Source organism: Microbispora sp. H10949 (assembly GCF_014161435.1).
GTDB classification, from domain to species: Bacteria; Actinomycetota; Actinomycetes; order Streptosporangiales; family Streptosporangiaceae; genus Microbispora; species Microbispora triticiradicis.
In genome coordinates, this window is record NZ_JABBWZ010000001.1 from 392,564 (window position 1) to 414,970 (window position 22,407).

23 protein-coding genes are annotated in these 22,407 nt (G+C 71.5%); 16 read left to right on the forward strand and 7 right to left on the reverse strand.

Annotation, left to right across the window (positions count from 1 at the left end; all coding sequences use genetic code 11):
* Positions 1-52: 52 nt before the first annotated feature.
* The 9 genes from HHX40_RS01790 to HHX40_RS01830 all read left to right on the forward strand — a co-directional run bounded on the left by HHX40_RS01790 (position 53) and on the right by HHX40_RS01830 (position 9,540).
* Positions 53-1,561 (forward strand): leucyl aminopeptidase, encoded by a 1,509-nt coding sequence (locus tag HHX40_RS01790; protein ID WP_182879154.1) that lies wholly within the window; start codon positions 53-55, stop codon positions 1,559-1,561.
* 146 nt (positions 1,562-1,707) lie between these two features.
* Entirely contained in the window at positions 1,708-3,087 is a 1,380-nt protein-coding gene (gene lpdA / locus HHX40_RS01795; protein ID WP_182879155.1) for a dihydrolipoyl dehydrogenase, read from the forward strand.
* Positions 3,088-3,118: 31 nt separating this feature from the next.
* Positions 3,119-4,609, forward strand: coding sequence for a 2-oxoglutarate dehydrogenase, E2 component, dihydrolipoamide succinyltransferase (sucB, locus tag HHX40_RS01800; protein ID WP_154956631.1), 1,491 nt, complete (start codon positions 3,119-3,121; stop codon positions 4,607-4,609).
* 72 nt (positions 4,610-4,681) lie between these two features.
* Positions 4,682-5,575, forward strand: a complete 894-nt coding sequence (locus HHX40_RS01805) for a TIGR01777 family oxidoreductase (protein WP_182879156.1) — start codon at positions 4,682-4,684, stop codon at positions 5,573-5,575.
* 35 nt (positions 5,576-5,610) lie between these two features.
* Positions 5,611-6,360, forward strand: coding sequence for a peptidase E (locus HHX40_RS01810; protein ID WP_182879157.1), 750 nt, complete (start codon positions 5,611-5,613; stop codon positions 6,358-6,360).
* The gene (gene lipB / locus HHX40_RS01815; RefSeq protein ID WP_182879158.1) at positions 6,357-7,076 is read left to right on the forward strand and encodes a lipoyl(octanoyl) transferase LipB; all 720 of its coding nucleotides are present in this window, start codon (positions 6,357-6,359) and stop codon (positions 7,074-7,076) included. The genes HHX40_RS01810 and lipB overlap by 4 nt, the downstream gene beginning before the upstream one ends.
* Positions 7,073-7,996 (forward strand): lipoyl synthase, encoded by a 924-nt coding sequence (lipA, locus tag HHX40_RS01820; RefSeq protein WP_117410554.1) that lies wholly within the window; start codon positions 7,073-7,075, stop codon positions 7,994-7,996. Before lipB ends, lipA begins: the two co-directional genes overlap by 4 nt.
* Before the next feature lie 45 nt (positions 7,997-8,041).
* Positions 8,042-8,713 (forward strand): DUF4191 domain-containing protein, encoded by a 672-nt coding sequence (locus HHX40_RS01825; RefSeq protein WP_117410555.1) that lies wholly within the window; start codon positions 8,042-8,044, stop codon positions 8,711-8,713.
* A 35-nt stretch (positions 8,714-8,748) separates the two neighbouring features.
* Positions 8,749-9,540 carry a class I SAM-dependent methyltransferase gene (locus tag HHX40_RS01830; protein WP_182879160.1) on the forward strand — a complete coding sequence of 264 codons (792 nt, stop codon included), beginning with the start codon at positions 8,749-8,751 and terminating at the stop codon, positions 9,538-9,540.
* Between the two features lie 77 nt (positions 9,541-9,617).
* On the opposite strand, the gene HHX40_RS01835 is transcribed toward HHX40_RS01830, so the two are convergent.
* The 3 genes from HHX40_RS01835 to HHX40_RS01845 all read right to left on the reverse strand — a co-directional run bounded on the left by HHX40_RS01835 (position 9,618) and on the right by HHX40_RS01845 (position 12,073).
* Positions 9,618-10,904: an ArsB/NhaD family transporter gene (locus HHX40_RS01835; RefSeq protein ID WP_182879161.1), complete on the reverse strand. Its 1,287-nt coding sequence runs from the start codon at positions 10,902-10,904 to the stop codon at positions 9,618-9,620.
* 363 nt (positions 10,905-11,267) lie between these two features.
* Positions 11,268-11,726 (reverse strand): CBS domain-containing protein, encoded by a 459-nt coding sequence (locus HHX40_RS01840; RefSeq protein ID WP_182877245.1) that lies wholly within the window; start codon positions 11,724-11,726, stop codon positions 11,268-11,270.
* 44 nt (positions 11,727-11,770) lie between these two features.
* Complete coding sequence (locus tag HHX40_RS01845) at positions 11,771-12,073, reverse strand: hypothetical protein (RefSeq protein WP_182879162.1); 303 nt, start codon at positions 12,071-12,073, stop codon at positions 11,771-11,773.
* A gap of 172 nt (positions 12,074-12,245) precedes the next feature.
* Between HHX40_RS01845 and HHX40_RS01850 the strand changes: the two genes are divergently transcribed.
* Together HHX40_RS01850 and HHX40_RS01855 are read left to right on the forward strand one after the other, a co-directional pair.
* Positions 12,246-13,349, forward strand: coding sequence for a histidine kinase (locus HHX40_RS01850; protein ID WP_182879163.1), 1,104 nt, complete (start codon positions 12,246-12,248; stop codon positions 13,347-13,349).
* A gap of 14 nt (positions 13,350-13,363) precedes the next feature.
* On the forward strand, positions 13,364-14,020 hold the full coding sequence (locus HHX40_RS01855; RefSeq protein ID WP_117410561.1) for a response regulator: 657 nt from the start codon (positions 13,364-13,366) through the stop codon (positions 14,018-14,020).
* A gap of 33 nt (positions 14,021-14,053) precedes the next feature.
* Here HHX40_RS01855 and HHX40_RS01860 read toward each other — a convergent pair whose 3' ends face one another.
* Positions 14,054-14,515, reverse strand: coding sequence for an RDD family protein (locus HHX40_RS01860; protein ID WP_182879164.1), 462 nt, complete (start codon positions 14,513-14,515; stop codon positions 14,054-14,056).
* Positions 14,516-14,646: 131 nt separating this feature from the next.
* Between HHX40_RS01860 and HHX40_RS01865 the strand changes: the two genes are divergently transcribed.
* The 4 genes from HHX40_RS01865 to HHX40_RS01880 all read left to right on the forward strand — a co-directional run bounded on the left by HHX40_RS01865 (position 14,647) and on the right by HHX40_RS01880 (position 18,574).
* A complete protein-coding gene (locus HHX40_RS01865; protein WP_117410563.1) occupies positions 14,647-15,678 on the forward strand; it encodes a hypothetical protein in 1,032 nt (343 codons plus the stop codon).
* Between the two features lie 172 nt (positions 15,679-15,850).
* Complete coding sequence (glnA, locus tag HHX40_RS01870) at positions 15,851-17,275, forward strand: type I glutamate--ammonia ligase (protein ID WP_117410564.1); 1,425 nt, start codon at positions 15,851-15,853, stop codon at positions 17,273-17,275.
* 281 nt (positions 17,276-17,556) lie between these two features.
* Positions 17,557-17,922, forward strand: coding sequence for a hypothetical protein (locus HHX40_RS01875; protein WP_182879165.1), 366 nt, complete (start codon positions 17,557-17,559; stop codon positions 17,920-17,922).
* A gap of 55 nt (positions 17,923-17,977) precedes the next feature.
* Entirely contained in the window at positions 17,978-18,574 is a 597-nt protein-coding gene (locus HHX40_RS01880) for a VanZ family protein (protein ID WP_182879166.1), read from the forward strand.
* Here HHX40_RS01880 and HHX40_RS01885 read toward each other — a convergent pair.
* A complete protein-coding gene (locus HHX40_RS01885) occupies positions 18,516-19,262 on the reverse strand; it encodes a class I SAM-dependent methyltransferase (RefSeq protein ID WP_182879167.1) in 747 nt (248 codons plus the stop codon). The genes HHX40_RS01880 and HHX40_RS01885 overlap by 59 nt on opposite strands.
* Positions 19,263-19,330: 68 nt before the next feature.
* On the opposite strand from HHX40_RS01885, the gene HHX40_RS01890 reads away from it, so the two are divergent.
* On the forward strand, positions 19,331-19,912 hold the full coding sequence (locus HHX40_RS01890) for a hypothetical protein (RefSeq protein ID WP_182879168.1): 582 nt from the start codon (positions 19,331-19,333) through the stop codon (positions 19,910-19,912).
* Between the two features lie 19 nt (positions 19,913-19,931).
* Here HHX40_RS01890 and HHX40_RS01895 read toward each other — a convergent pair whose 3' ends face one another.
* Positions 19,932-20,633, reverse strand: a complete 702-nt coding sequence (locus tag HHX40_RS01895; RefSeq protein ID WP_182879169.1) for an SDR family oxidoreductase — start codon at positions 20,631-20,633, stop codon at positions 19,932-19,934.
* A gap of 205 nt (positions 20,634-20,838) precedes the next feature.
* The gene (locus tag HHX40_RS01900) at positions 20,839-22,287 is read right to left on the reverse strand and encodes a hypothetical protein (RefSeq protein WP_182879170.1); all 1,449 of its coding nucleotides are present in this window, start codon (positions 22,285-22,287) and stop codon (positions 20,839-20,841) included.
* Positions 22,288-22,407: the final 120 nt, after the last annotated feature.

Consider the following 22,407-nt stretch of genomic DNA (forward strand, 5'->3'; position numbering starts at 1 on the left):
GATGAACCCTCGTTTATGCGTAGCCGAGTAAGCCCAGCTAGCATCGGCTCACGTGACCACAGTGCGTATCAACGCGTCTGACGCGGTCTCGACCGAGACCGGCGCCCTCATAGTCGGCATCCATACGACCCCCGACGGCCCACGCACGGCCCCGGGCGGCGAAGGCCTCGACCAGGCCCTGGACGGACGGCTGACCGAGATCCTCACGACGATGGGGTTCACGGGCAAGGCCGAGGAGGTCGTGAAGATTCCGACCTTCGGCGCGCTGCCCGCGCCCGTCGCCGTCGCCGTCGGCCTCGGCGAGGCGCCCGAAGGCGACTACGACCAGGAAACCCTGCGCCGGGCGGCCGGAGCGGCCGTACGGTCGCTCGCCGGCACGCCGTCCGCGGCGCTCGCCCTGCCCGCCCGCACGGCCGCGGAGGCGGCGGCCGTGGCGCTGGGCGGCCTGCTGGGCGCCTACGACTTCACGCGATACCGCACCGGCGGCGACCGCAAGCCGCCCGTCGGCGAGATCGTCGTCCTGTCCGGCGCGGCCGGGGCCGAGGAGGCCGCCGAGCGCTCGGCGACGGTCGCCGAGTCGGTCACCCTCGTCCGCGACCTGGTGAACACGCCGCCGTCCGACCTGTGGCCCGCGCGCTTCGCCGAGATCGCGCAGGAGAAGGGCGGCGAGGCCGGCCTCTCCGTGGAGGTCTGGGACGAGGTCCGGCTCAAGGAGGAGGGGTTCGGCGGCATCGTCGGCGTCGGCCAGGGCTCGGTCAACCCGCCCCGCCTGGTCCGTCTCGCCTACAGCCACCCCGAGGCCTCCCGGAAGGTGGCCTTCGTCGGCAAGGGCATCACGTTCGACTCCGGCGGCCTGTCCCTCAAGCCCAGCGCCTCGATGGACTGGATGAAGTCCGACATGGGCGGCGCGGGCGCCGTGTTCGGCGCGCTTCTCGCGATCGCCCGGCTGGGCCTGCCCGTCAACGCGGTCGGCTACCTCTGCCTGGCCGAGAACATGCCCTCCGGCAGCGCCCAGCGCCCCTCCGACGTCCTGCACACCTACAGCGGCAAGACCGTCGAGGTGCTCGACACCGACGCCGAGGGCCGCCTGGTGCTGATCGACGGCATCGCCCGCGCCCTCGAGGACGCCCCCGACGTGGTCATCGACGTCGCCACCCTCACCGGCGCCCAGATCGTCGCGCTGGGCTGGCGTACGGCCGGGGTGATGGCCAACGACGACGCGCTGCGCGAGGAGGTCGTCCGCATCGCCGGCGAGCAGGGCGAGGGCGCCTGGGGCATGCCGTTGCCCGCCGAGCTGCGCAAGGGGCTCGACTCCGCGGTCGCCGACATCGCCAACCTCCAGCCCGAGCGCTGGGGCAGCATGCTCGCCGCGGGCATCTTCCTGCGGGAGTTCGTGCCGCAGAGCGTCCCGTGGGCGCACGTGGACATGGCCGGGCCCGCGTTCAACAAGGGCGAGCCGCACGGCTACACCCCCAAGGGCGGCACCGGCGCGCTGACCCGCACGCTCGTCGCGATCGCGGAGCGGTACGCCGGGAACGGCACGTCCGACCGGGCTGTTTAACAGGAAGACGGCCTGACACCAGGCCGGACCGACAGAAGACGGCGTGTGGCGGCGTGCCCGCGGGCCGGGGCCATGATCGCCTGGGACTAGTGAGAAGATGCCGCCGGACTCATCCGGCGGAGTGAATACGACCAAGGAGCATTCCAGTGGCTGATGGCAGCGGCCCCTACGACATCGTCGTCCTAGGTGGCGGTAGCGGTGGTTACGCCTGTGCCCTGCGGGCGGCCGAGCTCGGCATGAACGTCGTCCTCATCGAGAAGGACAAGGTCGGGGGCACCTGCCTGCACCGCGGCTGCATTCCCACGAAGGCGCTGCTGCACGCGGCCGAGCTGGCCGACCAGGCCCGTGAGGGCGAGTCGTTCGGTGTGCGCACCCGGCTGGAGGGCATCGACGTCCCCGGCGTCCACGCGTACAAGGACAAGGTGATCGGGGGCCTCTACAAGGGCCTCGCCGGGCTCATCAAGAGCAAGAAGATCACCGTGGTCGAGGGCGAGGGCCGCCTGGCCGGACCCAACCGCGTGGCGGTCGGCGACCAGGTGTACGAGGGCCGCAACGTCGTGCTGGCGACCGGCTCGGTGCCGAAGTCGCTGCCCGGCCTCGACATCGACGGCGAGAAGGTGATCAGCAGCGACCACGCGCTGGTCCTGGACCGGGTGCCGTCCTCGGTGGTCATCCTGGGCGGCGGCGTCATCGGCGTCGAGTTCGCCAGCGTGTGGCGTTCGTTCGGGGCCGAGGTCACGATCGTCGAGGCGCTGCCGCACCTGCTGCCGCTGGAGGACGAGTCGAGCTCCAAGCTGCTGGAGCGCGCCTTCCGCCGCCGGGGCATCAAGTACGAGCTGGGCGCCCGGTTCGAGAGCGTCAAGACCACCGGCACCGGGGTCGTCGTCTCGCTGGAGAACGGCAAGACCCTCGACGCCGAGATCATGCTCGTCGCGGTCGGCCGCGGCCCGGTCTCGGCCGGTCTCGGCTACGAGGAGAACGGCGTCTCGACGGAGCGCGGCTACGTGCTCGTCAACGAGTTCTGCCAGACCAGCGTGCCGGGCGTGTACGCCGTGGGCGACCTGATCCCCACGCTGCAGCTCGCCCACGTCGGCTTCGCCGAGGGCATCCTGGTGGCCGAGCACATCGCCGGGCTCAACCCGGTCCCGATCGACTACGACGGCGTCCCGCGTATCACCTACTCCGAGCCCGAGGTCGCGTCGGTCGGCGTCGCCACGTCGGTCGCCCGCGAGCGCGGCCACGACGTCGTCGAGCTGAGCTACAACCTCGCGGGGAACGGCCGGAGCAAGATCCTGCAGACTCAGGGCGAGGTCAAGGTCGTCGCCGAGCGCGACGGCCGGGTGCTCGGCGTCCACATGGTCGGCAGCCGGGTGGGCGAGCTGATCGCGGAAGCCCAGCTGATCTTCAACTGGGAGGCCACGGCCACCGACGTCGCCCAGCTGATCCACCCGCACCCGACCCAGTCCGAGGCCCTCGGCGAGGCGATGCTGGCCCTGGCCGGCAAGCCGCTGCACGTCCACAACTGAAGCCCTCCTAGCGAACGCGAGAGAAGAAACCATGCCGGTCTCCGTAACCATGCCCCAGCTCGGCGAGAGCGTTACCGAGGGCACCGTCACCCGCTGGCTGAAGAAGGAAGGCGAGCGCGTCGAGGCCGACGAGCCGCTGCTCGAGGTGTCGACTGACAAGGTCGACACCGAGATCCCTTCGCCGTCCGCCGGCTACCTGACCAAGATCATTGTGGCTGAGGACGAGACGGTCGAGGTCGGCGCCGAGCTCGCGCTGATCGACTCCGAGGCGGGCGCCGCTCCGGCCGCCGCCGAGCCGGCGCCGGCCGCGCCCGAGCCGGCCCCGCAGCCCGAACCCGAGCCGCAGCCCGCGCCGCAGGCCGCCGCGCCCGAGCCCGCGCCCGCGCCGATCTCCTCGATCCCGCAGCCCGCGCCCGCCGTGGTCACGCCGCAGCCGGCCCCGCAGGCCCAGCCCGCCCCGCAGCCGCAGGCTCAGCCCGCTCCGGCTCCGCAGCCGCAGGCCCAGCCGGCGCAGCCCGCTCCGGCGGCCGAGCCGACTCCGCTGCCGTCGTCCGGCGAGAGCCCGTACGTCACGCCGCTGGTCCGCAAGCTCGCGGCCGAGCACGGCGTCGACCTCGAGGCGCTGACCGGCACCGGCGTCGGCGGCCGGATCCGCAAGCAGGACGTGATCGAGGCCGCCCGCGTCCAGCGCGAGCAGGCCGCCGCCGCCCCGGCCGCGCCGCAGGCGGCGCCCGCCCAGGCGCCCGCGGCCCCGGCCGCCGCCGCGCCCGCCGCGGCGGAGGTGCGGGTGGACACCACCCTGCGCGGCCGCACCGAGAAGATGTCGCGCCTGCGGCAGACCATCGCCAAGCGCATGGTGGAGTCGCTGCAGGTCTCAGCCCAGCTCACCACCGTGGTCGAGGTCGACGTCACCCGCATCGCCCGCCTGCGCGACCAGGCCAAGGGCGAGTTCCTGCGGCGCGAGGGCGTCAAGCTGTCGTTCATGCCGTTCTTCGCGATCGCCGCGATCGAGGCGCTCAAGCAGCACCCGAAGCTGAACGCCACGATCAACAGCGAGACCAACGAGGTCACCTACTTCGACGTCGAGCACCTCGGCTTCGCGACCGACACCGAGCGCGGCCTGCTCGTCCCGGTGATCAAGAACGCGGGCGACCTCAACATCGCCGGGCTCGCCCGTAAGATCGCCGACCTCGCCGAGCGCACCCGCACCAACAAGGTGAGCCCGGACGAGATCACCGGCGGCACGTTCACGCTGACCAACACCGGCAGCCGGGGCGCGCTGTTCGACACGCCGATCCTCAACCAGCCGCAGGTCGGCATGCTGGGCACCGGCGCGGTCGTCAAGCGCCCGGTCGTCGTGGACACCCCGGAGGGCGAGGTCATCGCGGTCCGCTCGATGGTGTACCTCGCGCTGAGCTACGACCACCGCCTGGTGGACGGCGCCGACGCCGCCCGCTTCCTCACGACGATCAAGCGTCGTCTTGAGGAGGGCCGCTTCGAGGCCCAGCTCGGCCTGGCCTAGTATCCGGCGACACCGCGAAGCCGTCCCGCATCCCGCGGGGCGGCTTCCGGCGTATAAGGGGCTGTGGAGACGATGACGACTGTGGTGACCGGTGCGTCCGGTCTGCTCGGCTCGGCCCTGGTGGGCGCGCTGCGGGACGACGGGCACGAGGTGCGCCGCCTGGTGCGGCGCGAGCCGGCGGCGCCCGACGAGCGCTTCTGGGACCCGGCGGGCGGGGTTCTCGACCCGGCCGCCCTGGAGGGCGCCGACGCCGTCGTCCATCTCGCCGGGGCGGGGATCGGCGACCGCCGGTGGTCCGACGCGTACAAGCGGGAGCTGGTGGAGAGCCGGGTCTCCGGCACGCGGACGCTCGCCGAGGCGCTGGCCCGCACGGACGGCGGGCCCCGTGTCCTGCTGTCCTCCTCGGCGATCGGCTTCTACGGCGACACGGGCGACCGGGCGGTGGACGAGTCCGCCCCGCCGGGAGAGGGCTTCCTGGCCGACCTGGTGCGCGCCTGGGAGGACGCCACGGCGCCCGCCGCGGAGGCGGGCCTCCGGGTGGCGCGGCTGCGCACCGGGGTGGTGCTCAGCGGCCGGGGCGGCGCGCTCGCCCGGATGCTGCCGATCTTCAGGATGGGCGCGGGGGCCGTCCTCGGCAGCGGCAGGCAGTACGTGTCGTGGATCTCGCTGCCCGACTGGGTGGACGCGGTCCGCTTCCTGCTCTCCCGCGAGGACCTGTCCGGGCCGGTCAACCTCACGGCGCCCGGGCCGGTGACGAACGCGGACTACACCGCCGCGCTCGCGAAGGCGCTGAAGCGGCCGGTGATGCCGGTCCCGGCCCCGCGCCTCGCGCTGCGCCTGGCGCTCGGCGAGTTCGCCGACGAGGCCCTGCTCGCGGGCCAGCGGGTGCTCCCCCGGCGGCTCCTCGACGCAGGTCACCGGTTCGCCCATCCCGCCATCGGCGACGCCCTGGCCGCCGTACTCTGAAGAGTCAGTCGATCCGGACACGGAAGTGGTGGGGCATGAGCCGCATCGGGCAGTCGCACATCGTCGCCATCGGGGGCGGCTCGTTCCGGCAGTCGGAGCGGTACGGGTTCATCGAGCCGACCGCGCTGCTGCGCTACGTCCTCGACCTGACCGGGCAGGACCGGCCCAAGCTCGGGCTGCTCGCCACCGCCACGGGCGACGACGCCGACTGGCTGCTGAAGATGTACGGCGCGTTCGCCCGGTGGGACGTCGAGGTCAGCCACCTGACGGTGTTCCCGATGCCGAACGTCGCCGACCCCCGTGAGTGGATCCTGGAGCAGGACGCGATCTACGTGAGCGGCGGCAGCGTCGCCAACCTCGCCGCGCTGTGGCGGCTGCACGGCCTCGACGAGGCGTTCGCCGAGGCCTGGCGGGCGGGCGTGGTGCTGTCCGGGCAGAGCGCGGGGGCGCTGTGCTGGCACGTCGGGGGCAACACCGACTCGTTCGGGCCGAGGCTGCGGCCCTGGTCCGAGGGCCTGGCCCTGCTGCCGTACTCGTGCGGCGTCCACTACAACTCCGACCCGCAGCGGCGCTCGCTGCTGCACGAGTCGGTCGCCTCGGGCGAGCTGCCGGAGGGGTACGCCGCCGACGAGGGCGTGGCGCTGCACTACGTCGGCACGGAGTTCATCCAGGCCGTGACCACCGACCCCCGGGGGTTCGCGTACCGGATCGAGCGCGACGGGCCCGCCGTCAAGGAGCTGCGGGTCGAGCCCCGGCTGCTGACCTCCACTACCCTGTCAGCGTGAAGGGCTTGGCCATCGTCCGCCTGGGAGTGGACGTTCCGTACGAGCAGGCCTGGGCCCTGCAGCGGCGGCTGCACGCCCGCCGCGCGGCAGGCGAGATCTCCGACCTGTGCCTGATGCTGGAGCACGCCCCGGTCTACACCGCGGGCAAGCGGACGCTGCCGCAGGAGCGGCCGGCCGACGGCACCCCGGTCATCGACGTCGACCGGGGCGGGAAGATCACCTGGCATGGCCCGGGCCAGCTGGTCTGCTACCCGATCATCCGGATCGCCGACGTCGTCTCCTACCTCCGGCTGCTGGAGGAGGTCCTGATCCAGGTCTGCGCCGACTTCGGGCTGACCGCGCGCCGGGTCGAGGGGCGCGGCGGGCTCTGGGTCCCCGGCGACCCGTCCCACGGGCTGCCCGACCGCAGGCTCGGCACGATCGGGATCCGGGTCACCGGCGGGGTGACCATGCACGGTTTCGCGCTCAACTGCGTGAACGACCTGAGCTGGTACAACCGCATCACCGGAGACCCCACCGGGGACGACGCGGGTGTCACCTCGCTGTCGGCGGAGACCGGCAGGCGCATCACGGTCGACGAGGTCATCCCCTTCGCCGGAAAGCGCCTCGCCGAGGCTCTCGGCGAGGAGCCGTACGACCTGTACGAGGAGGACCTGGGCGAGGCGGGCGGGCACGCGCCGGGCGAGGTCGGGGCGGGTAATAAGCTGGAATGGTGACGGTCGCTCCGGAAGGTCGAAAGCTCCTCCGCCTGGAGGTGCGCAACAGCCAGGTCCCCATCGAGAAGAAGCCGCCGTGGATCAAGACGCGGCTGCGCAACGGCCCGAACTTCACCGAGATCAAGTCGCTGGTGAAGGGCGCGGGGCTGCACACCGTGTGCCAGGAGGCGGGCTGCCCCAACATCTCCGAGTGCTGGGAGGACCGCGAGGCCACCTTCCTCATCGGGGGTGACCAGTGCACCCGGCGCTGCGACTTCTGCCAGATCGACACCGGCAAGCCCGCGGAGTACGACAGGGACGAGCCGCGCCGCGTCGCCGAGTCGGTCCTCCAGATGGGGCTGCGCTACGCCACGGTGACCGGCGTCGCCCGCGACGACCTGCCCGACGGCGGCTCCTGGCTGTACGCCGAGACCGCCCGGCAGATCCACGAGATGGTCCCCGGCTGCGGCGTCGAACTGCTGGCGCCCGACTTCAACGGCGACCGCGGCCAGCTGGAGGAGGTCTTCTCCGCCCGGCCCGAGGTCTTCGCGCACAACATCGAGACCGTGCCCCGGATCTTCAAGCGGATCCGCCCGGCGTTCCGCTACGAGCGGTCGCTCGCGGTGATCACCATGGCCCGTGAGGCGGGACTGGTCACCAAGTCGAACCTCATCCTCGGCATGGGCGAGGAGCGCGAGGAGATCCTTCAGGCGCTGCGCGACCTCCACGAGGCCGGCTGCGACCTGGTGACGATCACGCAGTACCTGCGCCCCACCCCGCGCCACCACCCCGTGGACCGCTGGGTCAAGCCCGAGGAGTTCGTCGAGCTCCAGCGTGCGGCCGAGGAGATCGGCTTCGCCGGCGTCATGTCCGGCCCGCTGGTCCGCTCGTCCTACCGGGCCGGACGGCTCTACCAGCAGGCGATCGCCGCCCGTGCGTGAGTCTCGTTTTCATTAAGTCAGCTCGGCGTTTGTATCCTTCAGGACATGGCCAAAGACGCAGCGGCTCCGGGACGCCTCAAGCAGATCCGGATGGTCGCACAGATCATTCAACAGGCGAATCCGAAGGGCATGCCGATCGTCTACGCGTCGGCTGCGGGGACACTCGCCCTGTTCGTCGTCATCGGCGTGATCTTCGGCTGGACGTGGATCGTCTTCGGCGTCTTCGCCGCCGTCCTCGTGGGCATGCTCGTCTTCAGCCGGTTCGCGCAGAAGTCGCAGTACTCCATGCTGCACGGCCAGCCGGGCGCGTCGTACGCGATCCTGCAGAGCCTGCGCGGCACGTGGTATGTCGAGGAGAAGCCGGTCGCGGTCAACCGCGACCAGGACATGGTCTTCCGGGTGGTCGGCTTCCCGGGGGTCATCCTGGTCTCCGAGGGCCCGCCGAACCGGGTCCAGCGGATGCTCGTCGCGGAGAAGAAGCGCGTGCAGCGGGTCGCGATCGACGTTCCGGTCTACGACATCCAGTGCGGTGACGCCGAGGGGCAGGTCCCCCTGGCCAAGCTCCAGCGGCACATGATGAAGCTGCCCCGCAACCTCAAGAAGGGCGCGGTGTCCGAGGTCAACAACCGGATGCGCGCGCTCACCCCCGCCGTGCCGATGCCCAAGGGGCCGATCCCCAAGGGCATGCGCATGCCGCGCGGCCCGAAGATGCGCTGACCCGGCCGGAAGACTCGTTCGGAAGACGGCGACACATGGACGTCGGACGGCGGCCGGTCTCCCGGTCGCAGACCTCCCGGGCCAACCGGGGCTGGTGGGACGGCGCGGCCGACGACTACCAGGCCGAGCACGGCGGATTCCTGCGCGACGACGGCTTCGTCTGGTGCCCGGAAGGGCTGGACGAGGCGGGTGCGCGCCTGCTGGGCGAGGTCGCCGGCCGCCGGATCCTGGAGATCGGGTGCGGCGCCGGGCAGTGCGGCCGGTGGCTGCTCGGGCAGGGCGCGACGGTCGTCGGCGCCGACCTGTCCCACCGGCAGTTGCAGCACTCCCGGCGCATCGACATGGCGGCCGGGGTGCGGCTGCCCGTCGTGCAGGCCGACGCCGAGACGCTGCCGTTCGCGGACGGCTCGTTCGACCTCGCGTGCTCCGCCTACGGCGCGCTGCCGTTCGTCGCGGACGCCGCGGCGGTGCTGGCCGAGGTGCGCCGGGTGCTGTGCCCCGGCGGCCGGTTCGTGTTCTCCGTCAGCCACCCCGTCCGGTGGGCGTTTCCCGACGATCCCGGGCCGCGCGGCCTGACCGCCGACCGCCCCTACTTCGACCGGTCGCCGTACGTCGAGTACTCCGACGAGGGCGAGCCGTCGTACGTGGAGCACCACCGGACGATGGGCGACTGGGTCGGCCTGATCACCGGCGCCGGCCTGACGCTGACCGGCCTGACCGAACCCGAGTGGCCGCCCGGCCACGACCGCGCCTGGGGCGGGTGGAGCCCGCTGCGCGGGCGCCTGCTGCCCGGCACGGCGATCTTCCAGTGCACCGCGTCCTTCTGAGCACCGTGTCCTTCTGAGCACCGTGTCCTTACAGAGCACCGTGTCCTTCCAACGCGCCGCGTCGTGAGCGCGGCGGGTCAGAGGAAGTACCGCAGCCAGACGTAGACCCAGGCCATCGTGATGCTCAGCACGGTGACCAGGATGCCGTACCTGGTGAACTGCCAGAAGCCGATGCGGTGGCCGGTCCGGGCGGCGATGCCGACGGCCACGACGTTGGCGCTCGCCGCCACCGCGGTGCCGTTGCCGCTGAAGTCGGCCCCCAGGGCGAAGGACCACCACAGCGCCTGCCCGGTCTGCCCGTCCGGCGCCTGGGCGACCATCTCCTCCACGACCGGCACCATCGTGGCGACGTAGGGGATGTTGTCGAAGAACGCGCCCAGCACCCCGGAGCCGAACAGCAGCGCCGTGGCCGCGAGGAAGTAGTCGTCGCCGAGCGCGCCGACCGCCCAGCCGCCGATCGTCGCGATGACGCCGGTGTGCACCAGCCCGGCGACCATGACGAACAGGCCCATGAAGAAGACCAGCGTGCTCCACTCGACCTCGCGCAGGACCTCCGGCATGTCGGCGCGGGACACCAGCAGCATCACCCCGGCGCCCACCAGGGCGACGATCGACGGCTCCACGTGCACCACGGCGTGCAGGCAGAACCCGGCGACGACCCCGGCCAGCACGATCAGGCACCGCAGGAGCAGGCGGGGGTCGGTGATGGCCCGCCGTTCCTGCAGCGCCATCACGGCGGCCACGCGCTCCGGGTCGTAGCGGAACGACCTGCGGAAGAGCACGCGGGTGAGCAGCACGAACACCACGAAGACGACGACCACGATCGGCGCCATGTGCGCCAGGAAGTCGTTGAACGTCAGCCCGGCACGGCTGCCGATGATGATGTTTGGGGGATCGCCGATGAGCGTCGCCGCGCCGCCGATGTTGGACGCCAGGACCTCGGCGATCAGGTACGGCTGGGCCGGGATGCGGAGCCGGTCGCAGACGACCACGGTGACCGGCGCGACGAGCATGATCGTGGTGACGTTGTCCAGGAACGGCGAGGCGACGGCGGTGATGACCATCAGCATGACCATCAGCCGGTAGGGCCTGCCCCTGGATCTCTTCGCCGCCCAGATGGCGAGGTAGTCGAAGACGCCCGTCTGCTTGACGACGCCGACGATGATCATCATGCCGAGCAGCAGGAAGACGACGTTCCAGTCGATGCCGGCGGTCTCGGAGAAGAACACCTCGTCGCCGGGGATCAGCCCCAGGACGGCCATCGCGCCCGCGGCGACGAGGACCACCTTGACCTTGTGCACCTTCTCGGACGCGATGAGGGCGAAGGCCGCCAGGAAGATCGAGAAAGAGGCGACGGCGCTCACGTACGGCGCCCCGGGGGTCCGGCGACGCTCGCGAGGCCGGTGCGGGCGTGATCGGCGGAGGCCCGGCACGGTGTCCCGGCGGGCGGGCGCGACGAGGACGGCGACGGCATGGCGAAGCGGTGGATGACGGAACCTCCGGAGCAGGGACACGCCGCACGGCGCGACGCGACAGCGGGAAGCGACATGACGGCAGGAATCAAGGTGACAGGAAAGCGCGCGGAAGGCGGGACGGCGACGCGGCAGGCGACGTGACAGCCGGGGAAGCCGGAGGCGGCCCCCGCGGCCCGGGGGCTCCGGCCGCGGGGGCCCAGGGGCGCCGCCGAACCCGGCGCTTCGCCGGGCGCGGCGGCCCGCTCGTGGCGGTCAGTCGCCCGGCGGGACGAGTGCCAGGCTGGTGAGCAGCCGCTCCAGCGTGATCGCCCCGGCCAGGGCGCCGTCCCGGTCGACGACCGCGACGATGGGGCTGCGCAGCCGGGTCATGAGGGCGGCCACTTCGAGCAGGGTCGCGTCGAGCGGCACCGTCACCGGCCTGGGCGGCTGGGGCGGCAGGCAGTCGCCCACCGTGATGCCGGCCAGCTCCTGCCAGAAGCGGTCGGCGTGGGCCTCGTCGATCGCCCGGGCGAGCGCCGCGTCCTCCTGGTAGGCCCCTGGGACCGTGAGACGCAGCACCTGCGTGCCGGGCAGCACCCAGCCCGGCCGTCTCCTGTCGTCCACGACGATCAGTCCCGGCATCCGGTTCAGCACCATGATCCGTACGGCCCGGGCGACGGGGTCGTGGACGGTCACCGTCGGCAGGTTCACGACGACTTCGCGCGCTTGCATCAGGTCATCACATCGATCGGGGAGACGGAGGTTCCTTGCGATGGTCATCGGGCCGCCTCGGTGAACGCCGCCTGGGCGAACGCCACCTCGGTGAACTCGGTGAAACGGCGTTCGAGATCGGCGAGCCGATCGAGGACGGGCCTGCTGTGCAGGATGTCGGCGAGCTGGTCGGCCTCGCACTGCTCCAGGCTGATCGCCTGCAGCACGGTGTCGGGCTCGGCGGGGTCGTAGAAGAGGAGCCGCCGGCGGCCGGACTTCTCGACGAGCACCCCGAAGCACCGGCCGTCACGGGTGACGCACTGGTGCACGGTCGCGACGCCGGGCAGGGTGGCGCTGGTCACGTCCATCTCGGATACCTCCCGTCCGTCGTTGCCTGCTGTTCCAGTCTTCGGAACACCCCGGCCGGGGACCATCGGGTCCGGCACCCATATCGGGAGAGGTATGACATGTAGCGGCCCCCGCGAGATGGGGAGCACCCCGCATGGACACCCGCGTACGAGAACGAGCAGGCTGTGAGACGTGAACGAGCCCACTGACCGGCGCACCGACCGGCGCGACGACCGGGGCGACGACCGGGGCGACGACCGGCGGACCGGCCGGCCGGCGGCGGCGCCGCGGTCGCGGCGCCCGGCCCGGGCCCTGTTCTGGCGGCTGTTCGCGATCAACGGACTGGTCTTCACCGCCGGGACACTGGTGCTCGCGCTCTCCCCCGCCACGGTGTCCTCACCGGTCCTGCTCACCGAGGTACCGGTCCTGACCGTGGGGCTGGCCCTGATCATCACGGCCAACGCGCTGCTGATCCGCAGGAGCCTGGCCCCGCTCGACGCGCTCACCACGCTCATGCGGCGGGTCGACCTGCTGCGGGCGGGCGACCGGCTCACCGACAGCGGCAACGGCGACCTCGCCCAGGTCATCGGCACGTTCAACGAGATGCTCGAACGGCTCGAAGCCGAGCGCAGCGCGAGCAGCGCGCACGCGCTGGCCGCGCAGGAGGGGGAACGGCGGCGGATCGCGCGGGAACTGCACGACGAGATCGGCCAGAGCCTCACGGTGGCGCTGCTGGAGCTCAAGCGCGTCGCGGACCGCGCGCCCGAGGATCTCCGGGAGGAGCTGCGCTCCGTGCAGGAGACGGTGCGGGCCAGCCTGGACGAGGTGCGGCAGGTCGCCAGGCGGCTGCGGCCGGGCGTCCTGGACGACCTCGGCCTGCACAGCGCGCTGAGCGCGCTCGGCAGCGACTTCTCCCAGGCGAGCGGGATCCGGATCACCCGCGAGATCGACCCCCGGCTGCCCGCGCTCAGCGAAGAGGTCGAGCTCGTCCTCTACCGGATCGCGCAGGAAGGACTGACGAACGTGGCCAGGCACTCCCGCGCCCGCCGGGCGGAGCTGTCGCTCACCGAGGAGGACGGGCGGCTCACCCTGCGCATCGCCGACGACGGGCGCGGGGGCGCCCGGACCGAGGGCGCTGGCATCCGCGGGATGCGCGAGCGCGCCCTGCTCATCGGCGCCCGGCTGACCGTCGACTCCCCGCCCGGCGGCGGCACGGACGTGCGTCTCGTCGTCCCCCCACAGGTCCCCCCTGTGTCTCGCCGTCCCCCCACACGTCGTCCTCCCCACACGCGGTGAAGGAGAGCTGAGCCGTGGAGAGCGCCAAGACCCGCATCCTGCTGGCGGACGACCACGCGCTGGTCCGCCGCGGACTGCGGCTGATCCTCGACGCCGAGCCCGACCTCATGGTGGTCGCGGAGGCCTCCGACGGCGCCGAAGCGGTCGAGGCCGCCCGCTCCGAGACGATCGATCTCGCCATCCTGGACATCGCGATGCCCCGCATGACCGGGATCCAGGCCGCACGTGAGATCTCACGGCGCGCTCCCGGCATCCGCATCCTGATCCTGTCGATGTACGACAACGAGCAGTACTTCTTCGAGGCGCTCAAGGCCGGGGCGTCGGGTTACGTGCTGAAGTCGGTCGCCGACCAGGACCTGCTGGAGGCCTGCCGGGCGGCGATGCGCGGAGAGCCCTTCCTCTACCCCGGCGCGGTCACCGCCCTGATCCGCGACTACCTCCAGCGCGCCCGGCAGGGCGAGCGGGTGCCGGACAGCATCCTGACGCCCCGCGAGGAGGAGATCGTCAAGCTCATCGCCGAGGGAAACTCCGCGAAGGAGATCGCGGAGACGCTCTACATCAGCGCGAAGACCGTCGACCGGCACCGCGCGAACATCCTGCAGAAGCTCGGCATGCGCGACCGGCTCGACCTGACCCGTTACGCCATCCGGGCCGGCCTCGTCGAACCGTGATCACGGGCCGCGCCGGGTCCCTCGTACGGACCGTCAGAGGGTGACGACCACCGTGCCGGACGCGCGGTCGTGCAGGCCGCGCCGGTCGCGGTCCCAGATCAGGGCGGGTACGGCGAGGCACAGCAGGAGCGTGCGGACCAGCACGCCGAGGAAGCGCGGCCGGCCGCCGTCCAGCGCGGCCACCCGGATGCCGAACAGCCGCATTCCCAGGGTCATGCCGATCGTGCCGAGCAGCAGGACGTACTCCGCGGCGAACACGCCGAGGCCGACCGCGCTGACGTCGGCGCCGCGGACGCGGAGCAGGCCACCGGCGATGGCCCAGGTGCACAGGAGCCAGTCCACGATGACCGCGCCGAGCCTGCGCCCCCAGCCCGCGACCGCGCCCGGGCCGTGCTCGGGCAGGCCGAGCCGCTCGCCGGGGTAGCCGAGGTCGATCCCGGCGGCACGGGTGCCGCCGAGCCAGGTCTGCGTCCAACGCGGCTGCCGGTCACTCATGGTTGACCAGCGTATCGGGGAGGGTCACCGGTCTGGCGTGCGGCCGCGAAGCCGTCCATGATGGGGCAGGTCGAACCCATCAAATGCCCTGTATGGTGGGCCATTTACGACTTAGGCGTTTGGAGGGAACCGTGCGGCCGGCGGACCCCGATGACATCGACGCGCGTTTCGAGGCGCTGGTCGCGCAGTTCGACGAGGACGAGATCCGCAGCATGATCACGGCGGCGGAGCGGGACCCCCTCACCCGCCGGAGGACGCGGCGCCGCCTGCCGGCCGTGCTGGTGGCGATCGCCGCCGCCGTCCTGGTCGCGGGGCTCGTCGTCACCGTACGGCCCGACGCCCTAGAGCGGCTGGGCGTCGGCGGCCAGGCGTCCGGCGACGAGGACCGGTTCGTCACCGGCGCGGTGGTCGCCCGGCCCGGTCCCGTGCTGACGCCGATCCCCGACGGCGAGGAGGGCCTCGCCGACCTCGACCCGGCGCCCGCCGGTCCGTTCACGGGCACCCCGGCCGCCGGATTCGCCGACGGCGAGGAGGGGCTGGTCATGCCGCCCGCGCGGAAGCTGGGCGGGCTCACCGAGGACGAGGTCGGCCGTGCGCTGCTGCGGGTGAAGCTGCTGCTGTCGGCCGCGCACCTCGACCCCGCGACGGTCCGCGGCGGCCGGCCGGAGCGGTTCGCCGCGCTGCTGCACCCCCGGCAACGTGAGTCGTTCCTGGGCGGTCTGGACGAGAGCGGCCCGTCCGGCACCCGCTCGTGGGTGTTCAGCCTCGCGCCCGGCGCCGCCCAGCCGGCCGGGAACGTCGTGAAGGTCTCCGGGGCGACGACGGTCGGCGCGCGGACCGGCGGAGGCGTCACGATCGAGGCCGACTACCTGTTCGTCCATCCCGTCACCCGGCCCGGCGACCCCCTGACCGTGACGAGGGTCGTCGAGCACCACAGGAGCGAGTTCGCCGCCTACCGGGAGGGCGGGAAGCTGGTCGTCTGGCTGGACGGCGACCGGTCGGCGCTGTTCGGCGCGAGCTGCGACACGGGCGACGGGTTCGTCCATCCGTACTTCCCCGGCGACCCGCGCGAGGCGCGGCCCTCCGGCGAGCCCGTCAACCCGTACGACCGCGCCTCCGCGGTCTCACGGCGACCGGCATGTCCGGCCGCGTATGCCACCTGACCTGCGAGAAGGCCGTACGATGGAGGCCGGGGACGAGCGAGGCCGGTGTTAACGCGGCGGCCGCCCGGGTAGCGCTTTCCCTTAACACGCGCGAAACAATCGAGACATGGGGCGGAAACGGCATCGGCCTATTTTCGGGTTGCGCTAGCCCGTGCCCCTGGGAGGTTCGAGAGTGTTCAACTCCGCCGATGACGTCCTCAATTTCATCCGGGACGAGGGTGTGCAGTTCGTTGACGTCAGGTTCACGGACCTGCCGGGCACGACGCACCACTTCACCTTCCCGTCTGAGAACTTCGGTTCGAATGTCTTCACCGACGGCCTGATGTTCGACGGATCGTCGATCCGTGGTTTCCAGGCCATCCACGAGTCGGACATGCTGCTGCTGCCCGACCCCACGACGGCCGTGATCGACCCGTTCCGTCAGCACAAGACGCTGAACATCAACTTCTTCGTGCACGACCCGCTGACCGGCGAGGCCTACAGCCGCGACCCGCGCAACGTCGCCCGCAAGGCCGAGGAGTACCTCAAGGGCACGGGCATCGCGGACACCGTCTACTTCGGCCCCGAGGCCGAGTTCTACATCTTCGACGACGTCCGCTTCGAGACGCGGCAGAACGCCGGTTACTACTACATCGACTCCATCGAAGGCGCCTGGAACACCGGCAAGGCCTCCGAGGGCGGCAACCTGGGTTACAAGCCCCGTTACAAGGGCGGCTACTTCCCGGTCCCGCCGATGGACCACTTCACCGACCTGCGCTCCGAGATGGTCCGCAACCTCATCGAGGCCGGCATCGAGACCGAGATGCAGCACCACGAGGTGGGCACCGCCGGCCAGGCCGAGATCGACTTCCGGTTCGGCACGCTGCTCGAGACGGCCGACAAGCTGATGCTGTACAAGTACATCATCAAGAGCACGGCCATCCAGGCGGGCCGCACGGTCACGTTCATGCCCAAGCCGATCTTCGGTGACAACGGCTCCGGCATGCACTGCCACCAGTCGCTGTGGAAGGACGGCGAGCCGCTGTTCTACGACGAGGTCGGCTACGCCGGTCTGTCGGACACCGCGCGCTACTACATCGGCGGCCTGCTCAAGCACGCCCCGTCGCTGCTGGCCTTCACCAACCCGACGGTGAACTCCTACCACCGCCTGGTGCCCGGCTACGAGGCCCCGGTCAACCTGGTCTACTCCCAGCGCAACCGCTCGGCCTGCGTCCGCATCCCGATCACCGGGTCGAACCCCAAGGCCAAGCGCATCGAGTTCCGGGTGCCGGACCCGTCCTGCAACCCGTACTTCGCCTTCGCCGCCATGCTGATGGCCGGCATCGACGGCATCCGCAACAAGATCGAGCCGCCGGAGCCGGTCGACAAGGACCTGTACGAGCTTCCGCCCGAGGAGGCCCGCAACATCCCGCAGGTGCCGGGCTCGCTGGAGAAGGTGCTCGACGCGCTCGAGGCCGACCACGACTACCTGCTGGAGGGCGGCGTCTTCACGCCGGACCTCATCGAGACCTGGATCTCCTACAAGCGCGAGAACGAGGTCGACCCGATCCGCCTCCGCCCGCACCCGCACGAGTTCGAGCTCTACTACGACGTGTGATCCGCTGAGCCGCCGACCCCGGCGGGAAGGGCCGTACGGCCTCTGCCAGGGTCACGACCGGCGCACTCGCGTCCGCAGGAACGGCCATCGGCCGGCGCCCCACCACGGCGCCGGCCGATGGCCGTTCTCATGCGCAAGAGCACGGGAACTGCGATGCTGTCCAGGCCCGACGCGGTCTCGATTGTCTGTACCGATATCGCGCGGTACTGTCTCGCGGGCGGTCGTCCGAGCCGCCTGCGCCGACCAGGTGGCCCTAGTGAACCTTGTGTGAGGTGCCGTCCATGACTGCCGGGCAGTATCCCCGCCTGGCGGATGTGTTTTCCGGGCTCACCGCTGAAATCATCGCTCTGCTGCGGGAGCAGAACGAGAACGACTCTCTTGTGGACGTGGTTGAGGATCTGCCGTTCTACGGCGTGTGTACCTGTAGCTTCACGTGCACAAATTTATTGACGGCTCCGCCGGGTTCCTCGGGCGCCTGGATTGTGCGATTGGAACGCGACGGTGAGGACGTCATCTGGCTGAGCTTGGCCCCCACCGGGACGACGATCACGGCCATCGAGGTTCTCGACGGACGTGACCTCGGTCCGGCAAGCCGACGGCGAAGCGTTCCGTCAGTGATGATTTCCCAGGCGATCGCCCACGAGTGAAGGAAAGTCAGGGCGCATCGGCCGTTCTCATGCCCGCCGGTGCCATCATGATCGGGTGCATCAGGCGTGGAACGCGTGGGGGCCCGTCGTCGTGGCGGCTGTCGTGGCCCTGCCTGCCGCGGCTCTCCTCGCGTTCGTGCTCGCACGCCTCCGGGACCGGAGGGGGCATCCCTTCCCCCGCCGCACGGCCGTCGCGGATGTCGCCATCGTCGCGGGAACCGCTCCGTGGATCTGGATGATCCTCACGCCCGGGGCAGGCCAGGGCGTGCAATTGATCCCCCTCGTCGATCTGGCGGATCAGATCACGCGGATGGCGCCGGGGGCGGCGTTCGTACAGGTCGTGGGCAATCTCCTGGTGTTCGCGGCACTCGGTGCGATGCTTCCCGTCCGCTCGGCGCGCTTCGCCTCGCTCGCCGCGGTCGCCGCCGTCGCGGCCACCGCCTCGCTCACCGTCGAAATCCTCCAGCACGCCCTGCGGCTCGGGCGGGTGAGCTCCGTGGACGACGTCATCCTGAACACGGCCGGGGCCGTGCTCGCGGCCCTCGCCACCCGCCGATGGTGGATGCCTAAGCGAACGGCGGGCGAGAGCGCGGTCAGGCCGCCTGGTCCGGGAGGCGGTAGACGGACACGTGGGAGGGTGACTCGGCGGTGAACTCGGCGCCGGCCCAGTCCGCGTGCCTGGACTCCAGCTCGAAGCCGGCCAGCTGGGCCATGAGGTCGAGCTCGGCCGGCCAGATGTAGCGGTGCGGGCTGCGGAACAGGGTGGCCTGCCTGCTCTCGTCGAACGTGAAGTGGTGCGACACGAGGTGCTGGCGCAGCACGTCGTAGGTGTCCAGACCGATGTAGCCGGGCTCCGAGTGCCACACCACGGCCTGCCGCCCCGACGGGAGCGCGCGCAGCTCGGGCACCCAGAGCTCGATCACGAACCGGCCGCCGGGCACGAGGTGACGGGCGGCGTTGCGGAAGCACGCGACCTGCTCGGCCTGGGTGAGCAGGTTCGAGATGGTGTTGTAGACGAGGTAGACGAGCGTGTACTCCCCCGGCGCGACGGCCGTCGCCATGTCGCCGACGATCACCGGGATGGCCGCCTCGTCCGCCTTCGTCCGCAGTTGCTCGATCATCGGAGGAGACAGTTCGATGCCGGTGACAGGCACTCCCCGCCCGGCGAGCGGGACGGCCACGCGCCCGGTCCCGATCGCGAACTCGAGGGCCCGTCCGTCCCCCGCGAGTTCGGTGAGTCGGTCCACCGCCGGCCCCAGGACCTCGGGCGCGAACATCCCCCGGCCCGGCGTGTCGTAGCGTCCGGCGGCCTCGGCATCCCAGATCTGCTCTTGACGCATGCGCTCCACCATCGCCCTGGGATATTCGTACCGTCCACTGATTTTCCGGGCCGCTGAGAAAGGACGACGTGCGGGCGACGGTGCGGCAGGACACGGAAACGGGCGGCGACCGTACGCGCTGGAGCCGATGGCTGCTCGCGGCGCTCACCATTCCGGTGATCACCACCGCGATCGTGACCCTGATGGCCGCGACGCCCCCCGGCGGCAGCTTTCCGCTGGTCCTGGCCGCGATACCCGCCTGGCTGCTGTCCGGGCTGCTATGGCTCGGGGCTCTCCTGTTCCGGGGCTACCGGCGGACCCCCTGGGTCCTGGCGCCGCCCCTCGCCGCCCTTGTCACCTTCGCGCTGGTGGCCCTCGACGTACCGATGAAGGCGGCCTTCCTGGTCTCCGAACCCGCCCTCACGAGATACGTCGAGTCCGTGCCCGGCGAGAAGCGCTGGGAGAGCACGCGCGATCACGTCGGGCTGTTCACCGTGAGCCGATTCCTGCGGCAGGACGGCGTGACCGAGCTGGTGACGGCCGATTCCGGCGGCTTCCTGGAGGAGTGCGGATTCGCCTATGTCCCGCAGGGAGCCGCCGGACTTCTCGACTTCTCCACTGTCGACCGCCTGACCGACAGGTGGTATGCCGTGTGCATCGACTACGACTGAACCGGCGCCGCCGTGCCGGTCAGGTGGGCTGGCCGATGGGCCGCACGACGACCGTGTTGACGTCGACGCCGCCCGGCTGCGCGACGGCCCACACGATGGCGTCGGCGATCTGGTCGGCGGTGAGGAGACTCCCCTCGGGCAGAGCGCCCAGCCCATCCCAGAACGGGGTCTCCACGCGGCCCGGAGCGATCAGGGTGACGCCCACACCGTCGGCGGTCACCATGCGCCGGGTGTTCTCGGCCAGGCCTGTCACCGCCCACTTGGTCGCGCCGTAGATGTTGCCCGGGGTGTTGACGAACCCCGCGACGCTGCCGACGAGGACGATCCGGCCCTTCGACCGCTTCAGTTCGGGCAGCGCGGCCCTGATCAGCAGGGCGGGCCCGAGCACGTTGGTCAGCACCATCTCCCGCCACCCGGCCGGGTCTCCGTCGGCCAGGGTGTCGTGGGTGGCGAAGCCCGCGTTGGCGATGGCGGTGTCCAGGCGCCCGAACTCCTTCACCGTCGTCTCGACGGCGGACAGGACCGCGTCGTGGTCGGACGCGTCGGCCGGGATCGTCAGCAGGCGGCCGGGGTCGCCGATCGACTCGGCGAAACGCCTCAGACGGCCCTCGTCGCGGCCGGTGACGCTCACTCGGTGCCCCCGGTCGAGCAGGCGCCGGGCGGTCGCCGCCCCGATGCCGCTACCGCCCCCGGTGATCAAAGCGACAGGAGAGTCCGTCATCCGTGCCCCCATGGTGATCGATGCGTCGCGAGCGTGTTCGCGCCCGATCCGGCATTCCATCACCTGGAGCCCGCTCCAGGTCAACTCCTCACGAAACGACGCTCGTGTCGCGGTAGGTCCACATCTCGGCGAGCAGGCCGTCCTCCACGCGGACCAGCCAGATGAGCCGGGTGCTCGCCGTCCCCTGGCCGGCGGTCGGTGAGGATCAGCCGGACGAGCCCTGGGATCGGCTGCGCATGCCGCTGACGCGGCGCAGGATGTCCCACCAGAACGGCGCGCCGAACAGCACGGCGACGAGGGTGAGCAGCAGGCCCGGCCAGTGGCCCGGGGTCGTGAGACGCCGCCACCAGTCCTCGCCGTGCCACTCCCAGGCCGGGCCGCCGGCGTCCATGCTGACGCTGACCGGGGCGTGCGTGAAGATCTTGACGAACGCCGGGGTGCTCAGCACGTCGGTCACGCACGCGTAGGTGTCCTGGGCGGGCGCGCACCTCTCACGCAGCGGCTCCAGTGCCTCCGGGCCCGACTGGGCGAAGGCGGTCACCTCGCTGCGGTAGGCGTTGTCCTGCAGCAGCGTCTTGCCGTACTCCAGGGAGTCCAGGCCGAACAGCAGCGTGACGAGGAGGCCGAGCGCGGCGATGACCCAGCGCACGTAGCGGCGGTAGAGCAAGGTGAGCCGCTCCATCTCCCCGTCGAACCAGTCCTCCACCCCGCGCCGGAACGCCTCCAGATCGTGGCTGGCTCTGTTCCACACCGCCTTGAGCGGCCGGGAGAGCGGGCTGTTGAGCGCGTCGAGGTCGCGCATGAGGGCCTCGACGCCGCCGTGCTCGGTGGCGATCTCCAGGACGGCGACGGCGAAGCGCGCCGGAGGGATGTCGGCGATGCTCGTCCGGCCGCGCTTGGCGTGATCGATCTCCTGCAGGCGCTCGTGGAGCAGTTCGGCCATCGACTTGCCCTCGCCGGGCAACGCGACCCCGACCCCCGCCGCGCCGTCCGCCGCCGCATCGACCATCCCGCCGACGGCGGCCCCGTCCGCCACGCCCGCGGCCGCCTCACTCGCGTCCAGGGTGAGTACGGCCCGCTCCAGGGGATCGGCCTGCTCGGCGGAGTGCGCGGGGTCCACCGTCGCACCCGCAGAGCCCGCAGCGCCACCAGCAGTGCCGCCCGCCGCCGGGCCGCCGTCCGACGGCCCGGTGGTGGCCTGCTGTACGACCGTCTGGTCGGCGGCCGCCTGCTCCGCGGCCATCATCTGCTCGGCGGCGACCGTCCCGGTCGCGGGGGCGAGCGGCGGGCTCTGCGCGGGCGGCGGCTCCTGGCTGAAGGCGGGCCGCGGGTCCCGGCCGAACGGCAGCCGCGCGAACACCCCCAGCACGGTCGCCGGCAGGCGCGAGCGCCCCTCCCCTGGCGACGGCGCCGCCGTGAGCGGCGTGCTGATCCGGCGCACGAGCCTCTTCAGGAGGTCCACGATCCGGTCGAGCCGGGAGGTCCCGTCGGCCGTCTCCGCGCCGTCGAGCGTGTCGCGGAGGTAGGCCCACAGGAACTTGCTGCGAATGCCGAGCAGCCTGACGATGCCCTCGTTGATGCCGCTGACGAGAAGCGACAGCAGCAGGAAGGCCAGGATCAGCCCGATGGCGAGATCGGCGTAATACGAGATCAAAGAGATCACCCGTCCCCGTTGATACACCGTCACGGGCTGCGATGGCAACGCTCCGATGCGCACACATATGGGTCATATCGCCGCAAGCATCGCCTGAGGGCGGTAATCCCCTACCGCGGG

Bases quoted from the DNA above. Each gene is read 5' to 3' on its own strand.
- HHX40_RS01805 (WP_182879156.1), top strand. From the start codon at position 4,682: ATGACGACTGTGGTGACCGGTGCGTCCGGTCTGCTCGGCTCGGCCCTG.
- HHX40_RS01840 (WP_182877245.1), bottom strand. From the start codon at position 11,726: ATGCAAGCGCGCGAAGTCGTCGTGAACCTGCCGACGGTGACCGTCCAC.
- HHX40_RS01895 (WP_182879169.1), bottom strand. From the start codon at position 20,633: ATGACGGACTCTCCTGTCGCTTTGATCACCGGGGGCGGTAGCGGCATC.
- HHX40_RS01825 (WP_117410555.1), top strand. From the start codon at position 8,042: ATGGCCAAAGACGCAGCGGCTCCGGGACGCCTCAAGCAGATCCGGATG.
- HHX40_RS01860 (WP_182879164.1), bottom strand. From the start codon at position 14,515: ATGAGTGACCGGCAGCCGCGTTGGACGCAGACCTGGCTCGGCGGCACC.
- HHX40_RS01885 (WP_182879167.1), bottom strand. From the start codon at position 19,262: ATGCGTCAAGAGCAGATCTGGGATGCCGAGGCCGCCGGACGCTACGAC.
- HHX40_RS01810 (WP_182879157.1), top strand. From the start codon at position 5,611: ATGAGCCGCATCGGGCAGTCGCACATCGTCGCCATCGGGGGCGGCTCG.
- sucB (WP_154956631.1), top strand. From the start codon at position 3,119: ATGCCGGTCTCCGTAACCATGCCCCAGCTCGGCGAGAGCGTTACCGAG.
- HHX40_RS01830 (WP_182879160.1), top strand. From the start codon at position 8,749: ATGGACGTCGGACGGCGGCCGGTCTCCCGGTCGCAGACCTCCCGGGCC.
- HHX40_RS01875 (WP_182879165.1), top strand. From the start codon at position 17,557: ATGACTGCCGGGCAGTATCCCCGCCTGGCGGATGTGTTTTCCGGGCTC.
- HHX40_RS01845 (WP_182879162.1), bottom strand. From the start codon at position 12,073: ATGGACGTGACCAGCGCCACCCTGCCCGGCGTCGCGACCGTGCACCAG.